The organism is Pseudomonas sp. P1_A1, assembly GCF_056406935.1.
In genome coordinates this window covers 408454-430774 of sequence record NZ_JBFTZE010000002.1, presented here as the reverse complement: position 1 = coordinate 430774, position 22321 = coordinate 408454, and the positions used below count along the sequence as shown (strand labels likewise).

Annotated in this window: 20 protein-coding genes; 12 read left to right on the top strand and 8 right to left on the bottom strand. The window is 59.8% G+C overall.

Annotation, left to right across the window (positions count from 1 at the left end; all coding sequences use genetic code 11):
• The first annotated feature begins 35 nt into the window (after positions 1-35).
• From AC1D2Q_RS04895 to AC1D2Q_RS04880, 4 genes are all read left to right on the top strand, one after another.
• Positions 36-485, top strand: coding sequence for an EVE domain-containing protein (locus AC1D2Q_RS04895; RefSeq protein WP_477812418.1), 450 nt, complete (start codon positions 36-38; stop codon positions 483-485).
• Between the two features lie 129 nt (positions 486-614).
• Complete coding sequence (locus AC1D2Q_RS04890) at positions 615-1580, top strand: HlyD family secretion protein (RefSeq protein WP_477812417.1); 966 nt, start codon at positions 615-617, stop codon at positions 1578-1580.
• Positions 1577-4300 (top strand): ribosome-associated ATPase/putative transporter RbbA, encoded by a 2724-nt coding sequence (gene rbbA / locus AC1D2Q_RS04885; RefSeq protein ID WP_477812416.1) that lies wholly within the window; start codon positions 1577-1579, stop codon positions 4298-4300. Before AC1D2Q_RS04890 ends, rbbA begins: the two co-directional genes overlap by 4 nt.
• Entirely contained in the window at positions 4300-5418 is a 1119-nt protein-coding gene (locus AC1D2Q_RS04880; protein WP_477812415.1) for an ABC transporter permease, read from the top strand. The genes rbbA and AC1D2Q_RS04880 overlap by 1 nt, the downstream gene beginning before the upstream one ends.
• Before the next feature lie 60 nt (positions 5419-5478).
• Here the strand turns inward: AC1D2Q_RS04880 and AC1D2Q_RS04875 are convergent, their stop codons facing one another.
• Positions 5479-5886 carry a flagellar basal body-associated protein FliL gene (locus AC1D2Q_RS04875; protein ID WP_019580533.1) on the bottom strand — a complete coding sequence of 136 codons (408 nt, stop codon included), beginning with the start codon at positions 5884-5886 and terminating at the stop codon, positions 5479-5481.
• 150 nt (positions 5887-6036) lie between these two features.
• Here AC1D2Q_RS04875 and AC1D2Q_RS04870 point away from each other — a divergent pair, with 150 nt between their 5' ends.
• Both AC1D2Q_RS04870 and glpT read left to right on the top strand, forming a co-directional pair.
• Positions 6037-7014, top strand: coding sequence for an NADPH:quinone oxidoreductase family protein (locus tag AC1D2Q_RS04870; protein ID WP_018927576.1), 978 nt, complete (start codon positions 6037-6039; stop codon positions 7012-7014).
• Between the two features lie 203 nt (positions 7015-7217).
• Positions 7218-8567, top strand: coding sequence for a glycerol-3-phosphate transporter (gene glpT / locus AC1D2Q_RS04865; protein ID WP_477812414.1), 1350 nt, complete (start codon positions 7218-7220; stop codon positions 8565-8567).
• Here the strand turns inward: glpT and AC1D2Q_RS04860 are convergent.
• Positions 8543-9211 carry a gamma-glutamylcyclotransferase gene (locus AC1D2Q_RS04860; protein ID WP_018927574.1) on the bottom strand — a complete coding sequence of 223 codons (669 nt, stop codon included), beginning with the start codon at positions 9209-9211 and terminating at the stop codon, positions 8543-8545. The two genes, glpT and AC1D2Q_RS04860, sit on opposite strands and share 25 nt — an antisense overlap.
• A gap of 384 nt (positions 9212-9595) precedes the next feature.
• Here AC1D2Q_RS04860 and AC1D2Q_RS04855 point away from each other — a divergent pair, with 384 nt between their 5' ends.
• The gene (locus tag AC1D2Q_RS04855; RefSeq protein ID WP_477812461.1) at positions 9596-10039 is read left to right on the top strand and encodes a sn-glycerol-3-phosphate transporter; all 444 of its coding nucleotides are present in this window, start codon (positions 9596-9598) and stop codon (positions 10037-10039) included.
• Positions 10040-10054: 15 nt separating this feature from the next.
• Here the strand turns inward: AC1D2Q_RS04855 and AC1D2Q_RS04850 are convergent, their stop codons facing one another.
• From AC1D2Q_RS04850 to AC1D2Q_RS04825, 6 genes are all read right to left on the bottom strand, one after another.
• The gene (locus tag AC1D2Q_RS04850; RefSeq protein ID WP_019580528.1) at positions 10055-11023 is read right to left on the bottom strand and encodes a CDP-6-deoxy-delta-3,4-glucoseen reductase; all 969 of its coding nucleotides are present in this window, start codon (positions 11021-11023) and stop codon (positions 10055-10057) included.
• A complete protein-coding gene (gene ubiD, locus AC1D2Q_RS04845) occupies positions 11023-12489 on the bottom strand; it encodes a 4-hydroxy-3-polyprenylbenzoate decarboxylase (protein WP_018927571.1) in 1467 nt (488 codons plus the stop codon). The genes AC1D2Q_RS04850 and ubiD overlap by 1 nt, the downstream gene beginning before the upstream one ends.
• 81 nt (positions 12490-12570) lie before the next feature.
• Positions 12571-14526 (bottom strand): acyltransferase family protein, encoded by a 1956-nt coding sequence (locus AC1D2Q_RS04840; protein ID WP_477812413.1) that lies wholly within the window; start codon positions 14524-14526, stop codon positions 12571-12573.
• Positions 14527-14743: 217 nt separating this feature from the next.
• Positions 14744-16003 (bottom strand): transcription termination factor Rho, encoded by a 1260-nt coding sequence (gene rho / locus AC1D2Q_RS04835; protein WP_007899384.1) that lies wholly within the window; start codon positions 16001-16003, stop codon positions 14744-14746.
• Between the two features lie 247 nt (positions 16004-16250).
• A complete protein-coding gene (gene trxA / locus AC1D2Q_RS04830; RefSeq protein ID WP_003206727.1) occupies positions 16251-16580 on the bottom strand; it encodes a thioredoxin TrxA in 330 nt (109 codons plus the stop codon).
• Between the two features lie 120 nt (positions 16581-16700).
• A complete protein-coding gene (locus AC1D2Q_RS04825; protein WP_477812412.1) occupies positions 16701-17408 on the bottom strand; it encodes a FadR/GntR family transcriptional regulator in 708 nt (235 codons plus the stop codon).
• Between the two features lie 258 nt (positions 17409-17666).
• Here AC1D2Q_RS04825 and AC1D2Q_RS04820 point away from each other — a divergent pair, with 258 nt between their 5' ends.
• From AC1D2Q_RS04820 to ppx, 5 genes are all read left to right on the top strand, one after another.
• The gene (locus AC1D2Q_RS04820) at positions 17667-18452 is read left to right on the top strand and encodes a transporter substrate-binding domain-containing protein (protein ID WP_018927568.1); all 786 of its coding nucleotides are present in this window, start codon (positions 17667-17669) and stop codon (positions 18450-18452) included.
• A 22-nt stretch (positions 18453-18474) separates the two neighbouring features.
• Positions 18475-19155 carry an amino acid ABC transporter permease gene (locus AC1D2Q_RS04815; protein ID WP_477812411.1) on the top strand — a complete coding sequence of 227 codons (681 nt, stop codon included), beginning with the start codon at positions 18475-18477 and terminating at the stop codon, positions 19153-19155.
• Positions 19152-19802, top strand: coding sequence for an amino acid ABC transporter permease (locus AC1D2Q_RS04810; RefSeq protein ID WP_477812410.1), 651 nt, complete (start codon positions 19152-19154; stop codon positions 19800-19802). Before AC1D2Q_RS04815 ends, AC1D2Q_RS04810 begins: the two co-directional genes overlap by 4 nt.
• Positions 19789-20526 (top strand): amino acid ABC transporter ATP-binding protein, encoded by a 738-nt coding sequence (locus AC1D2Q_RS04805; RefSeq protein ID WP_477812409.1) that lies wholly within the window; start codon positions 19789-19791, stop codon positions 20524-20526. Before AC1D2Q_RS04810 ends, AC1D2Q_RS04805 begins: the two co-directional genes overlap by 14 nt.
• A 244-nt stretch (positions 20527-20770) precedes the next feature.
• Positions 20771-22273 (top strand): exopolyphosphatase, encoded by a 1503-nt coding sequence (ppx, locus tag AC1D2Q_RS04800; RefSeq protein WP_477812408.1) that lies wholly within the window; start codon positions 20771-20773, stop codon positions 22271-22273.
• Positions 22274-22321 lie beyond the last annotated feature (48 nt).

The following is a 22321-nucleotide window of genomic DNA, read 5'->3' as shown; positions in this document are numbered from 1 at the left end:
ACCACTTGCCCACCCACCTCGCAAGGAGCAAAACCATGGCTTATTGGCTGATGAAATCCGAGCCCGAAGAACTCTCCATCAAAGACCTGGAGAAGCTCGGCCGAGCGCGCTGGGACGGGGTTCGCAACTACCAGGCGCGCAACTTTTTACGGACCATGGCAGTGGGCGACGAGTTTTTCTTCTATCACTCCAGCTGCCCTGAGCCGGGGATTGCCGGGGTCGGAAAGATCGTCGAGGCAGCGTATCCGGACCCGACGGCGTTGGAGCCCGAGAGTCACTACTTCGATCCGAAGGCCACTGCCGAGAAAAACGCCTGGAGTGCGATCGATGTCGCTCACGTCGAAACGTTTTCCAAGGTGCTGAAGCTGGATTATCTGAAACAGCAAACGGCGCTGGCCGAAATGCCATTGGTGCAGAAAGGCTCGCGACTGTCGGTGATGCCGGTGACAGCCGAGCAATGGGCGGCGGTGCTTGGCCTGCGCTAAATAATGCACAACCGCCGGTCACGCAGGCTTACCTTGCCAACCGGTCAGGCTTGCCACTCAGTTGACTGACATCAAAGAGTTCAAGCGCTTTCCTGTCAGACTGGGACGCAATAGACGCAGGATGCCGACATGTCGACGCACAGCCGCTCTTCGCTTTTCTTCGTTTTTTTACTGGGGGCTTTGTTACTGGCCGCCGGGGGGTTTGGTTATTGGCGGTCGACCGTTAACCGACTGCCCCAAGGGTTGTATGTCGGCAATGGTCGACTTGAAGCCACTGACGTGCAGATCGCCAGCAAAACACCCGGTCGATTGGCTGAAGTACTGGTGGACGAAGGCGACAAGGTAACCCAGGGGCAACTGCTGGCCCGCATGGACACCCGAACCCTCGAAGCCCAGCGCAACCAGGCTGAAGCCGAAGTGATACGCGCCCGGGAAAATCTTTCCGCGGCCCAGGCCAATGTGAAACTGCGCCAGAGCGAGCAACTGCTAGCCCAGCAAGAGCTCAAGCGCTCCCAGGCGTTGTTCAATCGCGGTTTCGCCAGCGGCCAGATCATCGACCAACAGCAGTCACGCTTCGACACCGCCAACGCAGCTGTTACTGCGGCCCGCGCCCAGGTGTCCGCCGTCGGCGCAGCCATTGGCGCGGCGCAGGCACAAGTGGCTCAGTTAACCAGCGAAATCGACGACAGCAGCTTGCGGGCCCCTATCGACGGGGTGATTCAGCTTCGCATGGCCGAACCCGGAGAAGTGCTCGGCGCCGGTGGGCGAGTGTTGCTGCTGATTGACCCGAATGACCAATACATGAATCTCTACCTTGCAGCATCCGTCGCCGGACGCCTGGCGGTCGGCGATGAAGCGCGGATCCTGCTGGACGCCCTGCCCGACCAGCCATTGCCGGCAAAAATCAGCTTCGTGGCGGCCAAATCGCAGTTCACGCCCAAAGAAGTCGAGACTCGCGACGAACGTCAGAAACTGGTGTTTCGGGTCAAGCTGCGCCTGACCCGCCCCAGCGCCGTGCCCCAGGCCAAACCGGGGATGCCCGGCAACGGCTACGTGCGCACCGCTCCCATTGACTGGCCGGCCAATCTTCAATGACCGGCCTGGCACTGCATGCCACCCGCCTTCAGCACCGCTATGGCGAACAGCATGCGCTGACCGACATCACGCTCAGTCTGCCCACCGGTACTCGGTGCGGATTGATTGGCCCGGATGGCGCCGGTAAATCCAGCCTGCTGGGATTGATCGCCGGCGTGAAGACGCTACAGGAGGGCCAACTGGAAGTGCTCAGTGGCTCGATCCAGGACCGGCGCCACCGCAACAGCCTCTACTCGCGCATCGCGTTCATGCCTCAAGGCCTGGGCGGCAACCTGTACCCTGATCTGTCGATCCGCGAGAACATTCACTTCTTCGCCACACTGTTCGGGCTGTCCAGGGCCGAAAGCGATCAGCGCATGCACAGCCTGCTGCAGGCCACCGATCTACTGCGATTTGCCGAGCGCCCGGCCGGCAAGCTGTCGGGCGGAATGAAACAGAAGCTCGGACTCTGTTGCGCACTGATCCATGAGCCGGACTTGTTGATCCTCGATGAACCGACTACTGGCGTCGATCCTTTGTCCCGACGGCATTTCTGGGAGTTGATCGATGACGTTCGGCGCCAACGCCCGCAACTGACACTACTGGTCGCCACCGCGTACATGGAAGAGGCCGAGCAGTTCGAGCATTGCCTGATGCTCGACGGCGGCAAACTGATCGCCGCCGGTTTGAGCCGCGATCTGGCGGCGGTAACCCCCAGCGGCAAGCTCGATGAAGCCTTCACCCACTTTCAGGGCGACACCGGCCACGACAACCAGCCGCTAGTGATCCCTCCCCGAACCAACGCTACGGCCGACATCGCCATCCAGGCCCATGACCTGACCCTGCGCTTCGGCGATTTCACCGCTGTGGATAAAGTCAGCTTCGCCATCGGCCGCGGCGAGATCTTCGGGTTTCTGGGCTCCAACGGTTGCGGCAAAACCACCACCATGAAAGTGCTCACCGGGCTGATCCCGGCCAGCGAAGGCAGTGCCACGCTGCTGGGCAACCCGGTGAACGCCAAGGATCTGGCCACCCGCAAGCGCGTCGGCTTCATGTCTCAGAGCTTCTCGCTCTATGGCGAACTCAGCGTTCGGCAGAACCTGGACCTGCATGCGCGACTGTTCGATCTGCCCCAGGCCGACAGCACTCAGCGCATCGACGAATTGATCCAGCGCTTCAGCCTGACCAGCGTCGCCCATCAGCCGTCCGGTGCATTGCCGCTGGGTCTGCGCCAACGATTATCCCTGGCGGTGGCGGTGCTGCATCGCCCGGAGGTGCTGATCCTCGACGAACCCACCTCCGGCGTCGATCCGGCGGCGCGGGACGATTTCTGGCGACTGCTGATCGAACTGTCCCGTGAACAGGACGTGACGATCTTCCTGTCCACCCATTTCATGAACGAAGCCCAGCGTTGCGACCGCATCTCATTGATGCACGCAGGCAAGGTTTTGGCCTGCGATACACCGGCAGCACTGCAACAGCAGTTCAACGGCCAGACACTTGAGGCCGCGTTCGTCACCTGTCTGGAACAGGCCCAGAGCCCAGTCGCAACAGCGGCGCCACCAACGCCCATCGACACAACGCTCGCACCCACCCCATCGATGAAAAACCGCCGTTTCAGCTTTGGGCGACTGCGGGCATTGGCGAGCCGTGAAGGCAAGGAACTGCTGCGCGATAGGGTACGCCTGGCCTTCGCGCTGCTCGGGGCGATGCTCATGATGGTGATTTTCGGCTATGGCATTTCCCTGGACGTGGAGAAACTCGCCTTCGCGGTCTACGACCAGGACCAGACCCCGCAAAGCCGGGCTTATCTGGAGGCCTTCCGCGGCTCCCGTTACTTCGAGGAGCAGCCCCCGATCGGCGATCCAGCGCAGTTGCATCGACGACTGCAGCGCTCGGAAATCAAACTGGCGCTGGAGATTCCACCCGGATTCGGCCGGGATCTGTTCGCCGCTCGCCAACCCACAGTGGCGGCCTGGCTCGACGGCGGTATGCCGTTTCGCGCTGAAACCAGTCGCAACTATGTGGAAGCGGTGCACCAGGCAAACCTGGAGCAACTGGCGGATCAGTCCAGTCCTGCGCCGCCCCGACAAGCGCCCGCCAAACTGGAAACCCGTTTCCGCTACAACCAGGATGTCGTCAGCGTCAACGCCATCGGCCCTGGAGTGATGGCGCTGATCTTGGCGTTTATCCCGGCCATGCTGACTGCGCTGGGCATCGTGCGGGAGAAAGAACTGGGCTCGATCACCAACTTCTACGCCACACCGTTGACCCGTCTGGAGTTCCTGCTGGGTAAACAGGCACCGTATCTGGCCGTCAGTCTGATCAATCTCGCCGTGCTGACGGCCATGAACCGCTGGCTGTTCGGCGTGCCTTTCAAGGGCAGCGCATTGACCCTGGCCTTCGGCGGATTGCTCTACGTGCTGGCGACTACCAGCATGGGCCTGTTGATTTCGGCGTTCACCCGAACCCAGATCGCCGCGATTCTCGGCACCATGATCATCACCAGCCTGCCGACCATCCAGTTTTCCGGTTTGATCGTGCCACGCTCGTCCCTTGACGGAGCCGCCGCGGTCATGGGGATGCTGTTTCCGGCAGGCTATTTTCTCGATATCGCTGTCGGCACCTTTACCAAGGCCCTGGATATCCGGCAGTTGTGGCCACAATGCCTGGCACTGTTCGGGTTCTTTCTCGGGTTCACCGGGCTCAGCCTGGCCATGCTGAAAAAGCAGGAGGCCTGATGCATAAGCTTGCGCACATCCTGCGTCTTGGCCTCAAGGAACTCACCAGCCTGCGACACGACAGTGTGTTGCTGCTGTTCCTGTTCTACGCCTTTACAGTGGCGATCTACATGCCGGCGGCGGGTTCAGTGATCGGTGTGCACAACGCCAGCGTGGCCATAGTCGATGAAGATCACAGCCCGATGTCACGCCAACTGGCCCAGGTCCTGCGGCCACCGGAATTCCAGCCGCCGGTGCCGCTGCCTTATGGTCAACTGGACGAGGTGCTGGACAGCGGGCGCTACACCTTCGTGATCAATGTTCCAGCCAATTTTCAGGCCGATATGCTGGCCGGTCGCCAGCCGGCAGTGCAGGTCAACGTCGACGCCACGGCCATGAGCCAGGCGTTCATGGGCGCAGGCTATATCGGGCGGATTTTCCAGCGCGAGCTGCTGACCTACAGTGGCCAGGGCGATGCGGCGAGCCAGACACCCGTGCTGCTGACGACACGAGCGTTGTTCAACACCAATCTGGAAGGTGGCTGGTTCCTGGCGGTGATTCAGATCGTCAACAACATCACCATCCTCGCCATCATCCTGACTGGCACGGCGCTGCTGCGTGAACGCGAACACGGCACCCTCGACCATTTGCTGGTGCTGCCACTGACGGCGCTGGAAATCATGCTGGCGAAAATCTGGAGCAACATGCTGGTGGTGGTGCTGTGCACCTGGGTATCGCTGGAAGTGATCGTCAAAGGCGCCCTCGGCGTTCCGCTGGCCGGCTCCCTGAGCTTTTTCTTGCTGGTAACGGCGGTTTATCTGTTCGCCAGCACGGCGCTGGGGATATTCCTCGCGACCCTCGCCCGCTCGACACCGCAGTTCGGCTTGTTGGCGATTCCGGTGATTATCCCGATGTTGCTGCTTTCCGGGGGCAGTACGCCCCTCGACAGCATGCCGCAATGGCTGCAATGGGTGATGCAGGGCTCGCCATCGACGCACTTCGTCAGCCTCAGCGCCGCGATACTGTTTCGCGACGCCGGCATCGGCGTGGTCTGGCCGGACTTGCTGGCATTAAGCGCCATCGGCCTGCTGTTCTTTACCATTGCACTGCTGCGGTTTCGCAAGAGCCTGGCGTCCTGAAGGGCCGAGTCGCCCTTCGCGGGCAAGTCCGCGAAGGGGCCGCCCCAGACAACAAAAGCCTTACTGGATAATGAGGTTGTTGAACAACAGATCCTCAACCACCGGCTTGCCGGTTTCGTCGTTCATCACTTGCTGGGTCTGCTTCAAGGCTTCCTGACGCAGCTTTTCCTTGGCTTCGACGTTGTTCATGGTTTCAGTGGTCTGCTGGGCAAACAACGCCACCAGCTGATTGCGGATCAACGGCTCATTGGCCTTCACCGCCTTGGTCGCCTCGTCACCAGTCACCCGTAGCGCCACATCGGCCTTGTAGACCTTGAGCTTCGGCGTGCCATCCAACCCATAATTGCCCACGAACGGCGGGCTCAGGGTGATGTAGTTGACCTTCGGGGCTTCACCTTCTTTGGCTTCTTCGGCCATCGCTGCCACAGGCAGAGACAGGGCCAGCATCAACATGATCCACGCTTTCACAATTCGCTCCTTATCCGGTTTGCGGCCTAGCATAACGACCCGCCGCTCAAGCACAAGCTTATGGCTGACTATCAGGGCCGGGCATGCTCGTTGACCCGTTAACTCACACACCTACACTTATCGGCCATCACTCCCAAAGGAATAGCCCTGATGAAAGCCGTGCTGTGCAAAGCCTTCGGCCCTGCCGAATCGCTGGTGCTGGAAGACGTCGCCAGTCCTGTTGCGAAGAAGAACGAAATCCTGCTGGACGTGCACGCGGCCGGGGTGAATTTCCCGGACACGCTGATCATCGAGGGCAAATACCAGTTCAAACCGCCCTTCCCGTTTTCACCGGGTGGCGAAGCGGCTGGCGTGGTCAGCGCTGTGGGGGAAAAGGTCAGCCACCTCAAGGTCGGTGACCGGGTCATGGCCCTGACTGGCTGGGGCAGTTTCGCCGAGCAGGTCGCGGTGCCAGGCTACAACGTGCTGCCGATCCCGCCATCGATGGACTTCAACACTGCCGCCGCTTTCAGCATGACCTACGGCACTTCGATGCACGCCCTCAAGCAACGAGGCAACCTGCAACCCGGCGAAACCTTGCTGGTGCTCGGCGCGTCCGGCGGCGTCGGCCTCGCCGCCGTGGAAATCGGCAAAGCCATGGGCGCCCGGGTGATCGCCGCCGCGAGCAGTGCGGAAAAACTCGCGGTGGCCAAAGCCGCCGGCGCCGATGAGCTGATCAACTACAGCGAAACCAGCCTCAAGGACGAAATCAAACGCCTGACCGACGGCCAGGGCGCCGACGTGATCTACGACCCGGTGGGCGGGGACCTGTTCGACCAGGCCATCCGCGCCATCGCCTGGAACGGTCGTCTTCTGGTGGTCGGTTTCGCCAGTGGACGTATCCCCGAACTGCCAGTGAACCTGGCACTACTCAAAGGCGCCGCAGTGGTCGGCGTGTTCTGGGGCTCGTTTGCCCAGCGCCAGCCACAGGACAATGCGGCGAACTTCCAGCAGTTGTTTCACTGGTTCGCCGAAGGCAAGTTGAAACCGCTGGTGTCGCAGGTGTATCCGCTGAGCAACGCGGCGCAGGCGATCAATGATCTTGGCCAACGCAAGGCGGTCGGGAAGGTGGTCGTGCAGGTTCGTTGATCGTTTTCAAGCCAGGTCGCAGCCTGCGACCTGGCTCCGTCATCCCCGTACCGACTCTCATTTATACCTGAGCGACATGTTCATAAAGGAACATGCAATCTCCAACATTTCCGCTGTTTTGCCGATGCGAACCGGTGCTATTTTCGGTAACGAAACTGTAACATTCGCATCCGCAGTCAAAACAAGAAATCTGGAGCTCTTGAATGTTTGCTTTCTTTCGTCCTGCCACACATCAGGCTCCATTGCCTGAAGAAAAAATAGACAGCACCTACCGACGCCTTCGCTGGCAGATCTTCGCCGGGATTTTCATTGGCTATGCCGGTTACTACCTGCTGCGCAAGAACTTCACCCTGGCGTTCCCGGACCTGATCGCCCAAGGCTATACAAAAGGCCAGCTGGGTGTGGCGATGTCGGCGATTGCAATCGCCTACGGCCTGTCCAAGTTTCTGATGGGCATCGTGTCCGACCGCTCCAATCCGCGTTACTTCCTGCCCTTTGGCCTGGTGGTGTCCGCCGCGGTGATGTTCGTTTTCGGTTTCGCACCCTGGGCCACCTCCAGCGTGACCATGATGTTCATCCTGCTGTTCATCAACGGCTGGGCACAAGGCATGGGTTGGCCGCCGAGCGGGCGAACCATGGTGCATTGGTGGTCGCAGAAAGAGCGTGGCGGTGTGGTTTCGGTCTGGAACACCGCGCATAACGTTGGCGGTGGCTTGATCGGCCCGCTGGCGATTCTCGGCATGGGCTGGTTCAACGACTGGCACAGCAAGTTCTACGTACCGGCTGCCGTGGCGCTGTTGGTCGCCGTGTTTGCCTTCATTGTGATGCGCGATACACCGCAGTCGACGGGCCTGCCGCCGATTGAGAAGTACAAAAACGATTACCCGGAAGGCTACGACGCCAGTCACGAAGAGGAATTCAGCGCCAAGGACATCTTCGTCAAATACGTGCTGCGCAACAAAATGCTCTGGTTCATCGCACTGGCTAACGTCTTCGTCTACCTGCTGCGCTACGGCATTCTGGACTGGGCGCCGACCTACCTCAAAGAGGTCAAGCACTTCGACTTCGACAAGACTTCGTGGGCTTACTTCCTGTACGAGTGGGCGGGCATTCCCGGCACGCTGCTGTGCGGCTGGATGTCGGACAAGATCTTCCGTGGCAACCGTGGCCTGACCGGCATGGTGTTCATGGCGTTGGTGACCGTTGCGACGATCGTGTATTGGCTGAATCCGCCGGGCAATCCGATGATCGACATGATCTCGCTGTTCGCCATCGGCTTCCTGATCTACGGCCCGGTGATGCTGGTCGGCTTGCAGGCGCTGGAACTGGTGCCGAAGAAGGCCGCGGGTACGGCCGCAGGCTTTACCGGCCTGTTCGGTTACTTGGGTGGTTCCGTCGCGGCCAGTGCCATGATGGGCTACACAGTGGACTATTTCGGCTGGAATGGCGGTTTCATTCTGTTGGTCGTTGCCTGCCTGCTGGCGATGGCGTTCCTGGCACCCACCCTGGGCCACAAGAACGTCGCCAGTCAGGGCCGCGAAGCGCTCGCCTGATCTGCCTTTGATTTACAGCGCTTGAGCCGCGCCTCCAGATTCCGGTCTGGCATGGCGTGGCTACGCAGGGCGTGGGCGGTCTGCTCGACATACTCGCGAGTGGTGCCATAGCGCCCGCAAGCGTTCTCGAATACCTGGCTCAGCACGTGATCCGGCAAGTTGCCGGCATAGCTGGGCAGGTGCCGCTCCAATACAAATCCCAACGCCTGAACCTGGTTTCCGTTTTCAAGACGGCAGTTGAGCCAGTGTGGACGATAGGAAGGGAATGGCATCTCGCGCTGCCAGAGTGCATAAAGTGAAGCTTCGAGTTGTTCTTCGGGCAAACGATAGGCGAACCCGCTGCAGGAACCACCGCGATCCAGGCCAAATACCAGCCCCGGCACTTCCGGCGTGCCGCGATGCTCGTGGGACCACAGGTACAAACCGCGATGGTAGCCATGCACCCGGCCGCGCACCCGCTCAACCGCCGCACATTCAGGCCGCCAGATCAGCGAACCATACGCGAATAACCAGACCGGCCCACCCTTGTGGCGCGCCATGGTCGACTGCATCGAGCTGAGCAATTGTTCGTGTGTAAGCTGCGGCCCCAGATCGAGCCGCGGAGGGTAAGCCAGATTCAAGAAAGCAGATTCAATAGCGCTCATGGCAATAAAATTTCGGCCCAGCGATTATTACAAAATATAAACAACTTTCACTTCATAGAACATATAGCAGTAATACTAAAACGAAAAGTACTAAGCGTCCTATGACCTTGCGTCTCCCATAAAAAACCAATACTGAAGCTGGAGGGCTTGGCGATATACCCTAATATCATTTAAGAGAATTCTTAAATACCAGAACGAAATATACATAAGCATTCGGCGCGTCCAGGATAAAGCTCACCCAAGAGAAAATGCCTACAACCCCTTCGGATTTACCGCCTACCCATTGCAGCTTTACGTCGCGTATAACGGCCACCCAAAGACGCAAACCAAACTGCCTCAAAGGCCTGAACAATGAAAACACCATGGATTTACGGGTTACTTCTAATGCTCACGGCACAGCATTCGCTGGCCGAGGACACCTCTGCGAAAGACACCGGCTCCTGGTATTTGCAGGCCAGCGTCTATACCAGACACTTCTCCCCCGACTCCGACCACAATAACAATCAGGACCTCATCGGTCTTGAGCGCGAGCAAGCGTCCGGTTGGTTGTTGGGTGGCGCAACTTTTCGCAACTCGTTCAGCCAGCGTTCATATTATGCGTATGCGGGCAAACGCTACGAGAGTGCTGACTATCCCGTGTACATAAAACTCACCGGTGGTCTGTTGCAAGGTTACAGCGGCAAGTATCAGGACAAGATCCCCCTGAATCACTTCGGGGTCGCGCCGGTGATCATTCCTTCAGTCGGGGCACACTACGGACCATTGGCAGCCGAGCTGGTGTTGCTCGGCTTCAATGCCGCCATGGTGACAACCGGGGTGCGCTTCTAGAACGGTTCGCGCCCGCTATGATCGCGGGGCGTAAGCAAATACATCGGCACGCATTTGATGGGCATCCATCCCCGCTTCGACCAAAGCATCTAGCGTGCCGTAGACCATGGCCGGAGAGCCGCTGGCATAGACGTGCAGTGCTTTCAGATCAGGGAAATCTTCACATACCGCCTCATGCAACATACCGCAGCGCCCCTGCCAGCCGCATTGATCGCTGACGACTTTATGCAGGAACAGATTGGGCAGCTTCAGCCATTCATCCCAATGTTCGATCTCATAAAAGTCTTCGGGACGACGCACACCCCAATACAGGTGCACCGGATGCTTGAAGCCCGTGGCGCGGCAATGTTCGATGAGGCTGTGGATCTGGCCCATGCCGGTACCGGCAGCAATCAGTACGAGAGGACCATTCGGCAGTTCCGCCAGATGGGTGTCGCCGAACGGCATCTCGATCCGCACCATCGGGTTGCGCTGGAGCTGTTCGATCAGGCTCAGTGCGCTGCTTTCGCGCGCCAGCACATGAATTTCCAGGTCGCGGCCGGAATGCGGTGCAGAGGCCAGGGAAAAAGCGGATTTCTCGCCATTCTCACGCTCGATCATCAGGTACTGGCCGGCGTGATAGCGCGGCGGCTTGCCCGCAGGCGCACGCAGACGCACGCGCCAGGTATCGCCGCCGACGTCCCTGCATTCAATGACCTGACACGACACGCTGCGCACCGGCAGTTCTCCCAGCGCGAGCACGCCATCCCACAGCACGATGCAGTCTTCCAGCGGCTCTGCAATGCAAGTGTAGAACTCGCCATGGTCGCGCACATCGCCAGCCTGTTCGACCCGCCCTTCCACCAGCAACGCGCCGCACACATGGCAATTGCCGTTACGACAGCTTTGCGGGCATTCATAGCCCAGGCGCCGCGCGCCATCGAGAATCCGCTCGCCGGGCAGAATCTCAAGCACTGCTCCGGAGGGCTGCAAGGTTACACGCATCAATCTATTCCTAACTGATTCCAGATGGCATCGATCCGTTGGGTAACGGCTTCATCCTTGACGATGACCCGGCCCCACTCACGGGTGGTTTCGCCTGGCCATTTATGCGTGGCATCGAGCCCCATCTTCGAACCCAGGCCGGAGACCGGCGAGGCGAAGTCCAGGTAGTCGATCGGCGTGTTATCGATCATCACCGTGTCGCGCTTGGGGTCCATGCGCGTGGTAATGGCCCAGATCACGTCGTTCCAGTCCCGTGCGTTGATATCGTCGTCGGTGACGATAACGAACTTGGTGTACATGAACTGTCGTAAAAACGACCAGACACCAAGCATTACCCGCTTGGCGTGGCCGGGATACGACTTTTTCATGGTCACGATAGCCATACGATACGAGCAGCCTTCGGGCGGCAGGTAGAAGTCAGTGATCTCCGGGAATTGCTTCTGCAGGATCGGCACGAACACTTCGTTCAGCGCCACACCGAGAATCGCCGGCTCATCCGGCGGACGGCCGGTGTAGGTGCTGTGATAGATCGGCTTGATCCGATGGGTGATGCGCTCGACGGTGAACACCGGGAAGCTGTCGACTTCGTTGTAGTAGCCGGTGTGGTCGCCGTACGGACCTTCATCGGCCATTTCGCCCGGATGAATCACGCCTTCGAGGATGATTTCGGCCGTGGCCGGTACTTGCAGGTCGTTGCCGCGGCATTTCACCAGTTCGGTGCGATTGCCCCGCAGCAGACCGGCGAAAGCGTATTCGGAGAGACTGTCCGGCACCGGCGTCACGGCGCCAAGAATGGTGGCCGGGTCAGCGCCCAGCGCCACGGACACCGGGAACGGCTGGCCGGGGTGTTTTTCGCACCATTCGCGGTAATCCAGCGCGCCGCCACGGTGGCTCAACCAGCGCATGATCACCTTGTTGCGACCGATCACCTGTTGACGGTAGATGCCGAGGTTCTGGCGATCCTTGTTCGGACCTTTGGTGACAGTCAGGCCCCAGGTAATCAGCGGGCCGACGTCGCCTGGCCAGCAGGTCTGCACCGGCAACATCGCGAGGTCGACATCGTCGCCTTCGATGACCACTTCCTGGCACACCGCGTCTTTGACGACTTTCGGCGCCATCGAGATGATCTTGCGAAAGATCGGCAGCTTGGACCAGGCGTCCTTCAAACCTTTCGGCGGCTCGGGCTCCTTGAGGAACGCCAGCAACTTGCCAATTTCGCGCAACTCGCTGACCGACTCGGCCCCCATGCCCATGGCCACCCGCTCGGGGGTGCCGAACAAGTTGCCGAGCACCGGAATGTCATAGCCGACAGGTTTTTCGAACAGCAGCGCCGGGCCCTTGGCCCGTAGCGTGCGATCGCAGACTTCGGTCATCTCCAGCACCGGAGAGACGGGGATCTGGATGCGTTTCAACTCTCCGCGCTGCTCAAGCTGCTGCACGAAATCCCGAAGATCCTTGAATTTCATTTGACGATGGCACCCCTAAAATAGGCGTACATCCTACCTGCTCTGCCGCCCAAACAGCAGCCTGTCAGTGCGCAGCAGCAATCAATTGTGATTTGCACCCAGCAGCACCGGGGCAAACAACGGGCTCAAGCGGGCACTGCCGGCGTCCGAAAGATGATCCTCGTCCTTGTACTGCGAATGACCATTGACCTCGATACTGCAAATCTGGCCCACACACATCAATGGCGTGGGATCGATGACATGCACTCCTGGGTCGGCGGCACTCATCGAGTCGAACAAGGTATTGAGAAAACGCTGGCGCGCCAGATGCTCTTCGAGCGGTCGGCCCAGCCCCTCGGCCGATCGCCCGATGCGGGCCAGGCTCGTCAGTCGGTCAATGGAGCCCTTGCGCTGCAGCGGCACTTCCTTGAACAACCAGACTTGCGCGCCCGCGCCCCTTATCGCCGCCACCCGCGCCTTGAGCGCCATGGCCATGCGTTCCTCGGCCTGAGCCATATTGTCATGCTGATTAAGCAGGACCTTTTTATCGCCGTCTTCGCGACCGTAAATGTACAGATTCCAATTGGATGCCAGCACCACATCCTTGATCTGCAGACTGCGAACCCGCTCCATTGTCTGCTCGTTGAAATCCTTGCAACGCTGGCGCAGGTCATTGCTCAGAACCGGCGGACAGGCACTCATGCTGTAAAGCCACACCGGGCGACCCTCGCGCTTTGCGCTACTTTCGATCGCCGGTAACAGCGCGGCCGCGTGACTGTCGCCCCAGAACATTTGTGTCGCCGGAATCTCTTCGTTACCACCCACCAGACACGCCTTGTCCAGTTCTTTGTCCGAAGTCACCAACATGCATTTCATCTGCCCGGCCCGCCACTCTCGAGACTGCGCATATTCCAGCGCTTTGCCGGTAAGGCGTTGAGGAAACCCGTCCGCCGATCGCACCATCGAACCTGTGACGGCCAGCGCGATCATGGCTAGCAAGCCCCCCAATAACACAGGCTTGCGTCCGGCAAGCAGGAGCCGTTCACGGAATGGAAGCTCGACGAAACGCCAGCTCAACCACGCAAGCCCGAGCGCCAATAGCATCCAGCCCGCAGCCTCCAAGGGCTGAATGCCGTCGATCGAAGTGGCATTGGCGTAGACATAGACCGGCCAGTGCCACAAATACAAGGAATAGGAGAGCAAGCCGATCCATACCAGCGCGCGAGCACTTAAAACCTGACCGCTCCATGTAGAACCGTGCCCGCCTGACCAGATCAGCGCGGCTGCACCGAGCACAGGCAGCAGTGCCGCACAGCCTGGGAACACCGTCGCCTTGTCAAAAGTGAAAACTGCCACCAGGACCGCCGTTAACCCGGCCACTCCCACGGACTGATAGAGCCAGGGCCGCACAGCCTGTTTTGAGGCGGGCAAGACCGCGAGCATGGCACCGCACAAAAGCTCCCAGGCACGTGTCGGCAGCGAGAAGAAAGCGACGTCGGGCTTGCGGTCGATATAGGCAATATTGAGCCCAAAAGACACCAGCAGCATGGCAAACAGCATCCAGCGCCAATGGCGTACATGGCGCATCAGCAACACCATCAACAGCGGAAAGAAGATGTAGTACTGCTCTTCAACAGCCAGGGACCAGGTATGCAGCAGCGGCTTCAATTCCGACGCAGGCTGGAAGTAGCCGTCTTCGCGCATAAACAGAATGTTTGAAATGAACAGCGACTGATAGCGAACCGTTCTTCCCAACTCGGAGAAGTCCTTGGCCGTCAGCAGCAACCAGCCCAGAGCCAGCGTCGCCAGCAGCACCACACTCAGGGCCGGAATGATCCGTCGCGCACGGCGAGCCCAGAAATCGACGAAGCTGAAACGCTGCGCGCCAATCTCACGGAACAGGATGCTGGTAATCAGGAATCCGGAAATGACAAAGAAGACATCGACACCGACAAAGCCACCGCTGAAAGTGCTGAAGCCAAAATGAAACAGCACCACCGGAATAACGGCCAGAGCCCGCAATCCGTCGATATCACGGCGATTGCCAAATGTGTGCATAACGTTCCTTGTCGTTTCCGATACAAAGCCGATTGAAAAGGGACTCGCGGGCGGCGGCCTCCCATTGAACGGGCGCCAGTTTACAGCACGGTAAGTATCTATCCAGATACAAAATACCGGGCGCAAAAAAAAGCGCCCTTTGCGGGGCGCCTTTCTTGAAGCGTTTGTCCCGTCCTGAACAGGCTTGACCGGCTTCAGGACCAGACAGTACTTCGTGTTACTTACGTTTCATCGACAAGAAGAACTCGTCGTTGGTCTTGGTCTGTTTCAGCTTGTCGACCAGGAACTCGATGGCAGAGACTTCGTCCATCGGGTGCAGCAGTTTGCGCAGGATCCACATCCGCTGCAGTTCGTCGTCGGCTGTCAGCAACTCTTCGCGGCGAGTACCGGAACGGTTGATGTTGATGGCCGGGAACACGCGTTTTTCGGCAATCTTGCGATCCAGAGGCAGTTCCATGTTGCCGGTGCCTTTGAATTCTTCGTAGATCACTTCGTCCATCTTCGAACCGGTTTCAACCAGCGCGGTGGCGATGATGGTCAGCGAGCCGCCTTCTTCGATGTTCCGTGCAGCACCGAAGAAACGTTTCGGTTTCTCCAGGGCGTGGGCATCGACACCACCGGTCAGCACCTTGCCGGAGCTCGGGATCACGGTGTTGTAGGCGCGGGCCAGACGGGTGATGGAGTCGAGCAGAATCACCACGTCCTTCTTGTGCTCGACCAGGCGCTTGGCCTTCTCGATCACCATTTCGGCAACCTGCACGTGGCGGGTTGGCGGCTCGTCGAACGTCGAGGCAACCACTTCGCCGCGCACGGTGCGCTGCATTTCGGTCACTTCTTCCGGACGCTCGTCGATCAACAGCACGATCAGATGAACTTCAGGATTGTTACGCGCGATGTTTGCCGCGATGTTCTGCAGCATGATCGTTTTACCGGCTTTCGGCGGAGCAACGATCAGGCCGCGCTGGCCTTTGCCGATCGGGGCGCACAGGTCGATGACACGACCGGTCAAGTCTTCGGTGGAACCGTTACCGGCTTCCATCTTCATGCGCACGGTCGGGAACAGCGGGGTCAGGTTCTCGAAGAGAATCTTGTTTTTCGCGTTCTCGGGACGATCGTAGTTGATCGTGTCGACCTTGAGCAGCGCGAAATACCGCTCGCCTTCCTTCGGAGGACGGATCTTGCCAACGATGGTGTCACCGGTGCGCAAGTTGAAGCGACGGATCTGGCTCGGCGAGACGTAGATATCGTCCGGGCCGGCGAGATAGGAAGCGTCAGCGGAGCGCAGGAAGCCGAAGCCGTCCTGGAGAATCTCCAGCACGCCATCACCGGAGATTTCCTCGCCGCTTTTAGCGTGCTTTTTGAGCAGGGAGAAAATCACGTCCTGCTTGCGCGAACGGGCCATATTTTCTATGCCCATCTGTTCGGCCAATTCGAGCAGTTCGGTAATCGGCTTTTGCTTGAGTTCAGTCAGATTCATATAGGAATGACGTAATCATTTATGGAGGGGGGAAATTAAGCTTTTGGCTTAATGAGGCCGCGCCGCAGAGAAGGCGACAGGATCGCGTACTTATTCGAAAAGGAGTGCGTCGGCGACGGCTAGCAGGGGGCAGTGGAGAAACCAGTGCGGGGCCGAATGTACCACCTGAGTTTCGGAGCGTCTAGCCCTCAATAACGAAAAGGCCCCGCATAATGCGGGGCCTTTTCATGACGCTTTATAACAACGCTTAGATGTTGGCGTCGAGGAAAGCGGCCAATTGCGACTTCGACAGCGCGCCGACCTTGGTGGCTTCGACGTTGCCGTTCTTGAACAGCATCAGCGTCGGGATACCACGCACGCCATGCTTGGCCGGGGTTTCCTGGTTCTCGTCGATGTTCAGTTTGGCAACGGTCAGCTTGCCTTTGTAGGTCTCGGCAATTTCGTCCAGGACAGGAGCGATCATTTTGCAAGGGCCGCACCACTCAGCCCAGTAGTCGACCAGTACAGCGCCTTCGGCCTTGAGTACGTCGGCCTCGAAGCTAGCGTCGCTAACGTGTTTGATAAGATCGCTGCTCATGGAAGTCTCCAGGTTGTAAGCAAAAAAACGTGGCCCATCATAGCTGCCCTTCCCCCGTTCAGGAAGCCGCAGATGATTGAGTCTCGCTATGGTGGCCCATGAATTTGGGTATAGCTCAAGTCACGAGGTGGCGGGAGCGATGAAGGCAATTCCGGTGCGCAGGGCGGCGTTGCGCACATGCTCCTGCATGGCCTTCTGTGCGGCGCCGGACGATCGGCGCGCCAGTGCACGGAGGATTTTACGGTGCTCCTGCCAGGTTTCCATGGCCCGTTCGGTCCGGATGAACGGTAGCTTCTGGCTCTCCAGAAAGATATCGGCGCTGGCTGTCAGGATGCTCAGCATCGCCTGATTGCCGCTGGCCAGGAGGATGCGCCGGTGAAACTCGAAGTCCAGTCGCGCCGCCGCATCGAAGTTGGCGGCACGCAGTTCGTTGCGCATCGCGGCGACGTTGTCTTCCAGGGCATCGAGATCCTCGGTGCTCAGGGTCCCGGCCGCCAACCCGGCGGCAAAACCCTCCAGCGCATAGCGCAACTGGAAAATGTCCAGCGGCGATGCCTGGGCCGCGAATGGCCAGCCCGGCACCGCATCGCCCCGGGGCAGATCGACCGGTGACTGCACGAACACGCCCTTGCCCGGCTGGATGCTGATCACGCCCAGCGCACTCAGGGACGACAACGCCTCGCGCAACGACGCCCGGCTGACCCCCAATTGCACCGCCAGATCCCGTTGCGAGGGCAAAACATCCCCCGGTCCGAAACCTTGCTCGGTGATCAATTTGCGGATGGCTTGCAGCGCCACTTCGGGTACTGCGCGGGAGATCGAGTTCATGGTTTTTTTCAGACGAACCAGGCCAATGAGCGGCTAGTTGTAAAGCTATTCGCGACGTCCGGCAAGTCGTGCCCCATGGGGGTTCGGGATTGTTCACGGGTGCGCCATCAGGGTGCGAAATTCTACCTGACTGTTCAGACCAGTAAGACCGAGCGACACCAGCAAAACCGTGGTCTGCACCCCCTGAAACCGGATCTTGGCATGGCCCGTGCTCTGTCGATCCGCAGAAATCACTTCCCGCCGATCCGGAGATTTGCCATGACCCAGCGTTACAGCGCCCTCCTCGCCGCCTTGTTTGCCAGCCTGATGCTGAGCCAGGCACCCGCCCACGCCGACGGTCTGGAGGATGTAGTCAAGCGCGGCACCCTCAAAGTCGCCGTGCCCCAGGACTTTCCGCCGTTCGGCTCGGTCGGCCCGGACATGAAACCCCGCGGCCTCGACATCGATACCGCCAAACTGCTGGCCGACCAACTCAAGGTCAAACTCGAACTGACCCCGGTCAACAGCACCAACCGCATCCCGTTCCTGACCACCGGCAAGGTCGACCTGGTGATTTCCAGCCTCGGCAAGAACCCTGAGCGCGAGAAAGTCATCGACTTCTCCCGTGCCTACGCGCCGTTCTATCTCGCCGTGTTCGGCCCGCCAGACGCCGCCATCAAGGGCCTGGACGACCTCAAGGGCAAAACCATCAGCGTCACCCGTGGCGCCATCGAAGACATTGAGCTGACCAAAGTCGCCCCCGAAGGCGTGACCATCAAACGCTTCGAAGACAACAACTCGACCATCGCAGCCTACCTCGCGGGCCAGGTCGACCTGATCGCCAGCGGCAACGTGGTGATGGTAGCCATCAGCGAGAAAAACCCGAAACGCGTACCGGCCCTGAAAGTGAAGCTCAAGGACTCGCCGGTGTACGTAGGTGTGAACAAGAACGAGCCGGCGTTGCTGGACAAGGTCAATCAGATCCTCACCACCGCCAAGGCTGACGGTGCGCTGGAAAAGAACTCGCAAACCTGGCTGAAAGAGCCGCTGCCGGCCGATCTCTGATCGTTCGCGCGGGAGACGACTTATGGCTTATCAGTTCGATTTTTTGCCGGTGGTGGAAAACACCGACCTGCTGCTGCGCGGTGCACTGTTCACCCTTGAGCTGACGGCCATCGGCGCAGTGCTCGGGGTCGCTCTGGGCATCGTCGGCGCGTTGGTGCGGGCGTGGAACATCCGCCCGTTCGCCGGCATTTTCGGGGTCTACGTCGAGTTGATCCGCAACACACCCTTTCTGGTGCAGTTGTTTTTCATCTTCTTCGGTTTGCCGTCGCTGGGCCTGCAGATTTCCGAATGGCAGGCGGCGGTGCTGGCGATGGTGATCAACCTGGGCGCCTATTCGACCGAGATCATCCGCGCCGGCATTCAAGCGATCCCCCGCGGGCAACTGGAAGCCGCGGCCGCCCTGGCGATGTCGCGTTTCGAAGCCTTCCGCCATGTGGTTCTGCTGCCGGCGCTGGGCAAGGTCTGGCCGGCCCTGAGCAGCCAGATCATCATTGTCATGCTCGGCTCGGCGGTCTGTTCGCAGATCGCCACCGAAGAGCTGAGTTTCGCCGCCAACTTCATTCAGTCGCGCAACTTTCGCGCCTTTGAAACCTATGCCCTGACCACGCTGCTCTACCTGTGCATGGCGCTGCTGATCCGTCAGCTGTTGAACTGGATCGGTCGCCGCTACCTTTCCAAGAGCAGCGCAAGGAGCAGCCAATGAGCGATTTCACCTTCTGGGACATCCTGCGCAACCTGCTCACGGGCCTGCAATGGACGCTGGCATTGTCGCTGGTGGCGTTTATCGGCGGTGGGCTGATCGGCTTGCTGATCATGGTGATGCGGATTTCAAAGAAACCCTTGCCCAGCCACTTCGCCCGCACCTACATCGAATTGTTCCAGGGCACGCCGCTGTTGATGCAGCTGTTTCTGGTGTTCTTCGGTGTGGCCTTGGCCGGCGTGGAAATTTCACCGTGGATGGCGGCGGCGATTGCCCTGACACTGTTCACCAGCGCCTACCTGGCGGAGATCTGGCGCGGTTGCGTCGASTCGATCCCCAACGGCCAGTGGGAAGCCTCGTCGAGCCTGGCGCTSAACCCGCTGGAGCARTTGCGTTACGTGATCCTGCCGCAAGCGCTGCGCATCGCCGTGGCGCCAACCGTGGGTTTCTCGGTGCAAGTGGTCAAGGGCACCGCCGTCACCTCGATCATCGGCTTCACCGAACTGACCAAGACCGGCGGCATGCTCGCCAACGCGACCTTCGAACCGTTCATGGTCTACGGCCTCGTCGCCCTCGGTTACTTCCTGCTCTGCTACCCCTTGTCCCTCAGTGCGCGCTACCTGGAAAGGAGACTGCATGCCTCTGCTTAGAATTTCCGCCCTGCATAAATATTACGGCGACCACCATGTGCTCAAAGGCATCGACCTGAGTGTCGACGAAGGCCAGGTGGTGGCGATCATCGGTCGCAGCGGCTCGGGCAAGTCCACCTTGCTGCGCACCCTCAATGGCCTGGAGTCGATCAACGACGGCGTGATCGAAGTCGACGGCGAATACCTCGACGCCGCCCGCGCCGACCTGCGCAGCTTGCGGCAGAAAGTCGGGATGGTGTTCCAGCAGTTCAACCTGTTCCCGCACCTGACCGTCGGCGAAAACGTCATGCTTGCGCCGCAAGTGGTGCAGAAAGTGCCGAAAACCCAGGCCACCGAACTGGCGCGGCAGATGCTGGAACGGGTCGGGCTGGGCGAGAAATTCGACGCCTTCCCGGATCGACTCTCGGGCGGCCAGCAACAGCGGGTGGCGATCGCCCGGGCGCTGGCCATGTCGCCGAAAGTCTTGCTGTGCGACGAAATCACCTCGGCCCTGGACCCGGAACTGGTCAATGAAGTGTTGAGCGTGGTCCGGCAACTGGCCAAAGAAGGCATGACATTGATTATGGTCACCCATGAGATGCGTTTTGCCCGGGAGGTGGGCGACAAATTGGTATTCATGCACCAGGGCAAGGTGCATGAGGTGGGAGATCCTAAGGTGTTGTTTGCCAATCCACAGACGGCGGAACTGGCGAATTTCATTGGGACCGTGGAGGCGGCGGGCTGAACCTCTGTGGCGAGGGGCTTGCTCCCGCTCGGCTGCGCAGCAGTCGTAAAACCTGCTGACCGGCTTTTCCTGAAGCACTGCGTTGAATGGTTTTGGGGCCGCTGCGCTGCCCAGCGGGAGCAAGCTCCCTCGCCACAGGAACCCACGTCGTCCGTGCGCTGGATCAAGGCATTAAACCGTACGCGTTGGCGCGAGCGTTTGATCGTGGCAGGATGTCGAGGTTATCGACCGAGACCCCCTGACCATGCCGCTATCCCAAGTCAAGAATCTGTCCCTGATCGCCGCTATCGACCTAGGCTCCAACAGCTTTCACATGGTCGTGGCCAAGGCCCAGAACGGCGAAATCCGGATTCTCGAGCGTCTCGGGGAGAAGGTTCAGCTGGCCGCCGGCATCGATGAAGAGCGTCAACTCAGCGAAGAATCCATGCAACGCGGGCTCGATTGCCTGAAGCGTTTCGCCCAACTGATCAGCGGTATGCCACCCGGCACCGTGCGGATCGTCGGCACCAACGCCCTGCGCGAAGCCCGTAACCGCGGTGAATTCATCCACCGCGCCGAAGAAATCCTCGGTCATCCGGTAGAAGTCATCTCCGGCCGTGAAGAAGCGCGCCTGATTTACCTCGGCGTCTCCCACACCCTCGCCGACACCCCGGGCAAACGCCTTGTGGCCGACATCGGCGGTGGCAGTACCGAATTCATCATCGGGCAGAGATTCGAGCCATTGTTGCGCGAAAGTCTGCAAATGGGTTGCGTCAGCTACACCCAACGCTATTTCAAGGACGGCAAGATCACCCCGGCCCGCTACGCCCAGGCGTACACCGCGGCGCGGMTGGAGATCATGAGCATCGAACACGCCCTGCACCGCCTGACCTGGGATGAAGCCATCGGCTCCTCGGGCACCATTCGCGCCATTGGCCTGGCGCTGAAGGCCGGCGGGCATGGCACTGGCGAGGTGAACGCCGAAGGCTTGGCCTGGCTCAAGCGCAAGCTGATCAAACTCGGCGATGTCGAGAAAATCGACTTCGAAGGCATCAAGCCCGACCGCCGGGCGATCTTCCCCGCCGGGCTGGCGATTCTCGAAGCGATCTTCGACGCCCTCGAACTGCAACGCATGGATCACTGTGAAGGCGCCCTGCGCGAAGGCGTGCTCTATGACCTGCTGGGCCGTCACCATCACGAAGATGTCCGTGAGCGCACGCTCAGCTCGCTGATGGAGCGCTACCACGTCGATCTGGAGCAAGCCGCGCGGGTCGAACGCAAAGCGCTGCATGCCTTCGATCAAGTGGCCGCGGACTGGGAGCTGGATGACGGCGTCTGGCGCGAATTGCTGAGCTGGGCGGCCAAGGTCCATGAAGTGGGCCTGGACATCGCTCACTATCAGTACCACAAACACGGCGCCTACCTGATCGAGCACTCGGACCTGGCCGGGTTCTCCCGCGAAGACCAACTGATGCTCGCGCTACTGGTGCGTGGCCACCGTCGCAATATTCCCAAGGACAGGTTTGCCGATTTTGGCGACGACGGCATCAAGCTGATTCGCCTGTGCGTGCTGCTGCGCTTTGCGATTCTGTTCCACCACATCCGTGGCACCCAGGAAATGCCACAGGTCGTGCTGCACGCCAACGGCGACAGCCTGGATGTGTTATTCCCGGAACATTGGCTGGATGACAACCAGTTGACCCAGGCCGACTTCGCCCTGGAAGCCGAATGGCTGACCCGCGTCAGCTTCGTGCTGAACGTCCGCTAAAAAACCGAAAATGGTCGCCGAACACGGTCCTGTAGGAGCCGGCTTGCT